The sequence below is a fragment of the Pseudomonas sp. P7548 genome, from assembly GCF_013386585.1.
Classification (GTDB): domain Bacteria; phylum Pseudomonadota; class Gammaproteobacteria; order Pseudomonadales; family Pseudomonadaceae; genus Aquipseudomonas.
In genome coordinates, this window is record NZ_JACARO010000002.1 from 334483 (window position 1) to 341458 (window position 6976).

The 6976-nt window shown below is 61.0% G+C and carries 6 protein-coding genes; all 6 read left to right on the forward strand.

Annotated features, from left to right (window positions below):
- Positions 1 to 125 precede the first annotated feature (125 nt).
- Positions 126 to 1409, forward strand: a complete 1284-nt coding sequence (locus HX803_RS02000; RefSeq protein ID WP_178918697.1) for an FAD-binding oxidoreductase — start codon at positions 126 to 128, stop codon at positions 1407 to 1409.
- A gap of 374 nt (positions 1410 to 1783) precedes the next feature.
- Positions 1784 to 2920, forward strand: coding sequence for a branched-chain amino acid ABC transporter substrate-binding protein (locus HX803_RS02005; RefSeq protein WP_178918698.1), 1137 nt, complete (start codon positions 1784 to 1786; stop codon positions 2918 to 2920).
- Positions 2921 to 3137: 217 nt separating this feature from the next.
- On the forward strand, positions 3138 to 4052 hold the full coding sequence (locus HX803_RS02010; protein ID WP_058423439.1) for a branched-chain amino acid ABC transporter permease: 915 nt from the start codon (positions 3138 to 3140) through the stop codon (positions 4050 to 4052).
- Between the two features lie 2 nt (positions 4053 to 4054).
- Positions 4055 to 5332 carry a high-affinity branched-chain amino acid ABC transporter permease LivM gene (livM, locus tag HX803_RS02015; RefSeq protein ID WP_178918699.1) on the forward strand — a complete coding sequence of 426 codons (1278 nt, stop codon included), beginning with the start codon at positions 4055 to 4057 and terminating at the stop codon, positions 5330 to 5332.
- On the forward strand, positions 5329 to 6204 hold the full coding sequence (locus tag HX803_RS02020; RefSeq protein WP_178918700.1) for an ABC transporter ATP-binding protein: 876 nt from the start codon (positions 5329 to 5331) through the stop codon (positions 6202 to 6204). The genes livM and HX803_RS02020 overlap by 4 nt, the downstream gene beginning before the upstream one ends.
- The gene (locus tag HX803_RS02025; RefSeq protein ID WP_178918701.1) at positions 6201 to 6917 is read left to right on the forward strand and encodes an ABC transporter ATP-binding protein; all 717 of its coding nucleotides are present in this window, start codon (positions 6201 to 6203) and stop codon (positions 6915 to 6917) included. The genes HX803_RS02020 and HX803_RS02025 overlap by 4 nt, the downstream gene beginning before the upstream one ends.
- Positions 6918 to 6976: the final 59 nt, after the last annotated feature.

The window sequence follows — 6976 nt, forward strand, 5'->3', positions numbered from 1 at the left end:
GCTGGCTTGCCTGCGATAGCGGTGTATCAGTCGCCGCCGCCATCGCAGGCAAGCCAGCTCCCACAGTTGATTGGGTTTGCAATTCAGAATAATGGTTGTTTGTTAGGTCTCATTGGAGTCTGGCAATGGCATTGCGCGAAACGTGTTTGTGGGAACAACTCACCCCTGGCCGGCCGGATCGCGCCGCGCTCAAGGGCGAGGTCAAGGTGGATGTGTGCGTGATCGGCGCCGGCATCACCGGTTTGTCGGCGGCCATTCACTTGCTGGAACAGGGCAAAAGCGTTGCCGTGCTGGAGGCCCATCGCACCGGTCACGGCGGTTCGGGGCGCAACGTCGGGCTGGTCAACGCCGGCCTGTGGATCCCGCCAGACGACATCGAAGCCGGTTTCGGCGAAGCGGTGGGCAGCCAGCTCAACCGCATGCTCGGCGCGGCACCGTCCCTGGTGTTCAGCCTCATCGACAAATACACCATTGATTGCCAACTGCGCCGTGAAGGCACCTTGCACATGGCGCACAACGCCCGGGGCGAGGCGGACCTGCGCAGCCGTGAAGAACAATGGAAGCGCCGGGGCGCGCCGGTGGAATTGCTCACCGGCCAGGCCTGCGAGCAGGCCACGGGTACTAAAAAGATCGCCGCTGCCTTGCTCGACCGACGGGCCGGCACCCTGAACCCGATGGCTTACACCACCGGTCTGGCGAATGCGGCCGTCGGCCTGGGCGGGCAGTTGTTCGACCATTCCCCGGTCACCCAGCTTGAGCGCCAGGGCGCGCACTGGTCGGTGCAGACCGCCCAGGGTTCGGTACAGGCGGCGCAGGTGGTGATCGCCTCGAATGCCTACACCGAAGGCGAATGGACCGAACTGCGGCGCAATTTCTTCCCCGGCTATTACTACCAGGTGGCGTCAGCCCCGCTCACGGACGACGCGGCCCAGCAGATCCTGCCGGGTGGCCAGGGGTCGTGGGACACGCGTCAGGTGTTGAGCAGCATCCGCCGCGATGCCGACGGGCGCCTGTTGCTCGGCAGCCTGGGCAACGGCAATCAGAAACCAGCGTGGTTCCTCAAGGCGTGGGCCGATCGGGTGCAGCAGCATTACTTCCCGTACCTCAAATCGGTGCAGTGGGAGTGCACCTGGACCGGCTGCATCGCCTTCACGCCGGACCACCTGATGCGCCTGTTCGAGCCAGCGCCGGGCCTGGTGGCAGTAACGGGCTATAACGGGCGTGGCGTGACCACCGGCAGCGTGGTCGGCAAGGCGTTTGCCGATTACCTGTGTCACCAGAATCCCCAGGCCTTGCCGATTCCCTTCGCGCCGATGCGTCCCCTGGCCGGGGTGGGCCTGCGCAGTTGCCTGTATGAAGCCGGATTCTCGCTGTATCACGCCGGGCAATGCCTGCGGATCGTGATCTGATCAGCGAAATACCGCTCAGAAGCCTGCATTTTCTTAGCAGGCTACTAATCTGTATTGGTGCAAGTCGTAGCAATCACGCACTGTAAATGTGCAGTTCCGTTACGCACATTGTTACAGGTGCAGGAACTGTCGTTTATACGCCTGGTTGCAGGTGCGACCCGTCAGGGTTGTACTTTTTGGATCCATTGGTTGCACCTCTTGATGCTAGACGGTTGCACGTCCTGGCAAAAGGAGTCGAAACGCCTGTAATAACAATGACACCGTGTCTTTTTGATTAATAAAAACGTAATGGCACGCGCCTTGCTCTGGGCTTTCTCGTGAAAGTTTGCAGTGAACTCGTAGTGCCAATAAACAAAAACCTCGGAGCACCACTCATGTCCCAGACGTTTTACAAGAAAGGTTTTCTGGCCCTCGCCGTGACAGCGGCACTGGGTGTTTCTACGTTTGTTCAAGCTGACGTGAAGATTGGCGTAGCGGGCCCGATGACGGGCGCCAACGCAGCTTTCGGTGAGCAGTACATGAAGGGTGCCCAAGCGGCAGCCGATGTGATCAACAAGGCCGGTGGCGTCAACGGCGAGCAGATCAAGCTGGTGGCCGGCGACGATGCCTGCGAACCCAAGCAAGCCGTGGCCGTGGCCAACCGCCTGGCCGACCAGGACAAAGTGATCGGCGTGGTCGGGCACTTCTGCTCCTCCAACACCATCCCGGCGTCCGAGGTCTACGACGAAGCAGGCATCATCATGATCACCCCGGGTTCCACCAACCCGCAGGTGACCGAGCGTGGCCTGGGCGCGGTATTCCGTATGTGCGGGCGTGACGACCAGCAAGGCATCGTGGCCGGCGACTACATCGTCGACGTGCTCAAGGGCAAGAAAGTCGCGGTCATCAACGACAAAGACACCTACGGCAAAGGCCTGGCTGACGCCACCGCTGCCCAGTTGACCAAGCGCGGCGTGAAACCTGTGCTGGAAGAAGGCCTGACCCGTGGCGAGAAAGACTTCAGCGCCCTGGTCACCAAGATCCGCTCCACCGGCGCTGACGTCGTGTACTTCGGCGGCCTGCACCCGGAAGCCGGTCCTCTGGTTCGCCAGATCCGTGAAGCGGGCCTCAAAGACGTCAAGTTCATGTCCGATGACGGTGTCGTGACCGACGAACTGGTCGCCACCGCTGGCGGCGCGCAATACGTAGACGGCGTGTACATGACCTTCGGCGCCGACCCACGCCTGCTGCCAGACAGCAAGGCCGTTGTGGAGCAATTCCGCAAAGCCGGCGTAGAACCTGAAGGCTACACCCTGTACGCCTACGCTTCGATCCAGGCCCTGGCTGCTGGCTTCAACGGCGCCAAATCCAACAAGGGCGAAGACGCGGCCAAGTGGCTCAAGGCTCACCCGGTGAAAACCGTCATGGGTGAAAAAGCCTGGGATGGCAAGGGCGACCTGAAAATCTCCGACTACGTGGTTTACCAGTGGGATAAAGACGGCAAATACCACCAGCTGGAAAAACAGAAGTAATCAACGCGACAGCTTGAACACCCTCCATCCCTGTGGGAGCTGGCTTGCCTGCGATTGCATCACAGCAGTACACCTGAAGCACCGCGGTGTCTGCATCGCAGGCAAGCCAGCTCCCACATGGACTGTGGTTGTTTGAGCCCGGCCACAAATCTGTCTTTTCCTCCAGAAGCGCCGCACACCCACCGGTGTGCAGGTGCTCACCGCGTGAGATTGCGTTATGGATGGTATTTTCCTGCAGCAACTGGTCAACGGCCTGACCCTCGGGTCGGTCTATGGCCTGATCGCCATCGGCTACACAATGGTCTATGGCATCATTGGCATGATCAACTTCGCCCATGGCGAGGTTTATATGATTTCCGCTTACCTCGCGGCGATCAGTCTGGCACTGCTGGCTTACTTCGGCATCGAATCCTTCCCGCTGCTCATTCTCGGCACCTTGATCTTCACCGTCGTCGTCACCGGCGTTTACGGTTGGGTCATCGAGCGTGTCGCCTACAAACCGCTGCGCAACTCCACCCGACTGGCACCGCTGATCAGCGCCATCGGCATCTCCCTGATCCTGCAGAACTACGCCCAGATCGCCCAGGGCGCCAAGCAACAAGGTATTCCCACCCTGCTGGCCGGGGCCTGGCGTGTCGACTTCGGCACAGGCTTTGTTCAGTTGACGTACACCAAGGTCTTCATCCTGGTCGCAGCCTTCGCAGGCATGGCCCTGCTGACCTATGTCATCAAATACACCAAGCTCGGCCGCATGTGCCGCGCCACCCAGCAAGACCGCAAGATGGCTTCCATCCTCGGCATCAACACCGACCGCGTGATTTCCTACGTGTTTGTCATCGGTGCCGCCATGGCCGCCCTGGCCGGCGTATTGATCACCTTGAACTACGGCACCTTCGACTTCTATGCCGGCTTCATCATCGGCATCAAGGCATTTACCGCAGCGGTACTCGGCGGCATCGGCTCCCTGCCTGGGGCCATGCTTGGCGGGATCATCCTGGGTATTTCCGAGTCGTTGTTCTCGGGGTTGATCAACTCTGACTACAAAGACGTGTTCAGTTTCTCCCTGCTGGTGGTGATTCTGATTTTCCGTCCCCAGGGCCTGCTCGGTCGCCCACTCGTGGCGAAGGTGTAAACATGTCTGCTGCCAAATCGATTGATATCAAGAAAAGTGTGGTCGACACGATCCTCGCCGGGCTGATTTCGCTGATTGTATTCGGCCCGATCGTCGGCGTGGTCCTCGACGGCTACAGCTTCAACCTGGAACCGGCCCGCGTGGCCTCGCTGGTCGCCATCGTGATGGCCGGCCGCTTCGCCCTGAGCCTGTTCCTGCAAACCCCCAAGGGCCTGAAGATCCTGCAAGGCTTCGAGAGCAGTGGCTCCGGCGTGCATGTGCTGCCACCGGACTACAAGTCACGCCTGCGCTGGATCATCCCGGCGCTGATCGTGATCGCCATCGTGTTCCCGATCTTCGCCAACAAGTACCTGCTGACCGTGGTGATCCTCGGGCTGATCTACGTGTTGCTGGGCCTGGGCCTGAACATCGTGGTCGGCCTGGCCGGCTTGCTAGACCTGGGTTACGTGGCGTTCTACGCCATCGGGGCCTACGGCCTGGCGCTGGGCTACCAATACCTGGGCCTCGGCTTCTGGACAGTGCTGCCGCTAGCGGCAATCTGTGCGGCGCTGGCAGGGTGCATACTCGGGTTCCCGGTGTTGCGCATGCACGGCGACTACCTGGCGATCGTGACCCTGGGCTTTGGTGAAATCATCCGCCTGGTGCTCAACAACTGGCTGTCGTTCACCGGTGGCCCGAACGGCATGCCGGTGCCGTCGCCGACCTTCCTCGGCCTGGAGTTCGGGCGCAAGGCGAAGGACGGCGGGATTCCCTTCCACGAGTTCTTCGGCATCGATTACAACCCCAACATCAAGTTCATGTTCATCTACATCGTGCTGTTTCTGGTGGTGCTGGCCGTGCTGTACATCAAGCACCGCCTGACCCGTATGCCGGTGGGCCGCGCCTGGGAAGCCTTGCGCGAAGATGAAATCGCCTGCCGTTCCATGGGCCTGAACCACGTGCTGGTCAAGCTCTCGGCCTTCACCATCGGTGCTTCTACAGCCGGTTTGGCCGGGGTGTTCTTTGCCAGCTACCAGGGCTTCGTCAACCCGTCCTCGTTCACCTTCTTCGAGTCGGCGCTGATCCTGGCCATCGTGGTGTTGGGTGGCATGGGGTCGACGGTGGGCGTGGTGATCGCGGCGTTCGTCCTGACCGTCGCGCCGGAACTGCTGCGCAGCTTCTCCGAATACCGCGTGCTGCTGTTTGGCGTGTTGATGGTGGTGATGATGATCTGGCGACCGCGCGGCTTGATCCGCATCAGCCGTACCGGTGTGACCCCACGTAAAGGAGTGGCGCCATGAGCAAGGAAATCGTGCTCTCCGTGGAACACCTGATGATGCACTTCGGTGGCATCAAGGCCTTGAGCGATGTGAGCCTCAAGGTCGAACGCAACTCGATCTTCGCCCTGATCGGCCCCAACGGCGCCGGCAAGACCACGGTGTTCAACTGCCTCACCGGCTTTTACAAAGCCAGCGGCGGCAAGATCGAACTCAACGTGCGCGGCAAGCAAACCAATGTGATCCAGCTGCTCGGCGAGCGTTTCCAGCCTGTCGACTTTGTTTCGCCGAAAAGCTTCCTCAGCCGCGTCTACTACAAGATGTTCGGCGGCACCCACCTGGTGAACCGCGCCGGCCTGGCCCGGACCTTCCAGAACATTCGCCTGTTCAAGGAAATGTCGGTGCTGGAAAACCTGCTGGTGGCCCAGCACATGTGGGTTAACCGCAACATGCTGGCGGGCATTCTCAATACCAAGGGCTACCGCAAGGCTGAAAGCGACGCCCTCGACCACGCCTTCTACTGGCTGGAAGTGGTGGACCTGGTGGACTGCGCCAACCGCCTGGCCGGTGAGCTTTCCTACGGCCAGCAGCGCCGCCTGGAAATCGCCCGCGCCATGTGCACCCGGCCGCAGATCATCTGCCTGGACGAACCGGCAGCGGGCCTCAACCCCCAGGAAACCGAAGCCCTCAGCGCGATGATTCGCCTGTTGCGCGACGAACACGACCTCACGGTGGTGCTGATCGAACACGACATGGGCATGGTGATGAGTATTTCCGACCACATCGTGGTGCTGGACCACGGCAACGTGATCGCCGAAGGCGGGCCGGACGCGATCCGCAACGACCCGAAAGTGATTGCGGCCTACCTGGGCGCCGACGAAGAGGAGCTTGTATGAACGGGCCTATCCTCGAAATGAAGGACCTGGACGTGTTCTACGGCCCGATCCAGGCCCTGAAAAAAGTCTCGCTGCACATCAACGAAGGTGAAACCGTGAGCCTGATCGGCTCCAACGGCGCGGGTAAATCCACGCTGCTGATGTCGATCTTCGGCCAGCCACGGGCGGAGTCGGGGCAGATCATCTACAACGGTGTCGACATCACCCACAAGTCGTCCCACTACATCGCCTCCAACGGCATTGCGCAATCGCCGGAAGGGCGGCGGGTGTTCCCCGACATGACCGTCGAGGAAAACCTGCTGATGGGCACCATCCCCATTGGTGACAAGTTCGCCCAAGAAGACATGCAGCGCATGTTCGAGCTGTTCCCACGGCTCAAGGAGCGGCGTAACCAGCGGGCCATGACCATGTCCGGTGGCGAGCAGCAAATGCTTGCCATTGCCCGTGCGCTGATGAGCCGGCCCAAGCTGCTGTTGCTGGACGAACCGAGCCTGGGCCTGGCGCCGATTGTGGTGAAGCAGATCTTCGCCACCCTGCGCGAGCTGGCGGCCACCGGCATGACCATCTTCCTGGTGGAGCAGAATGCCAACCATGCGCTGCGCCTGTCGGACCGGGCGTATGTGATGGTCAACGGGGAGATCCGCCTGACCGGCACCGGTAAAGAGCTGCTGGTCAACGAGGAAGTGCGCAACGCCTACCTCGGCGGGCACTAGATTAAAATTTGACGCAGGCCCCTGTGGGAGCGGGCTTGCTCGCGAAAGCGGTGTGTCAG

Excerpts from the sequence above, each read along its gene's own strand:
- HX803_RS02000 (WP_178918697.1), top strand. The coding sequence starts at position 126 with ATGGCATTGCGCGAAACGTGTTTGTGGGAACAACTCACCCCTGGCCGG.
- HX803_RS02005 (WP_178918698.1), top strand. The coding sequence starts at position 1,784 with ATGTCCCAGACGTTTTACAAGAAAGGTTTTCTGGCCCTCGCCGTGACA.
- HX803_RS02010 (WP_058423439.1), top strand. The coding sequence starts at position 3,138 with ATGGATGGTATTTTCCTGCAGCAACTGGTCAACGGCCTGACCCTCGGG.
- livM (WP_178918699.1), top strand. The coding sequence starts at position 4,055 with ATGTCTGCTGCCAAATCGATTGATATCAAGAAAAGTGTGGTCGACACG.
- HX803_RS02020 (WP_178918700.1), top strand. The coding sequence starts at position 5,329 with ATGAGCAAGGAAATCGTGCTCTCCGTGGAACACCTGATGATGCACTTC.
- HX803_RS02025 (WP_178918701.1), top strand. The coding sequence starts at position 6,201 with ATGAACGGGCCTATCCTCGAAATGAAGGACCTGGACGTGTTCTACGGC.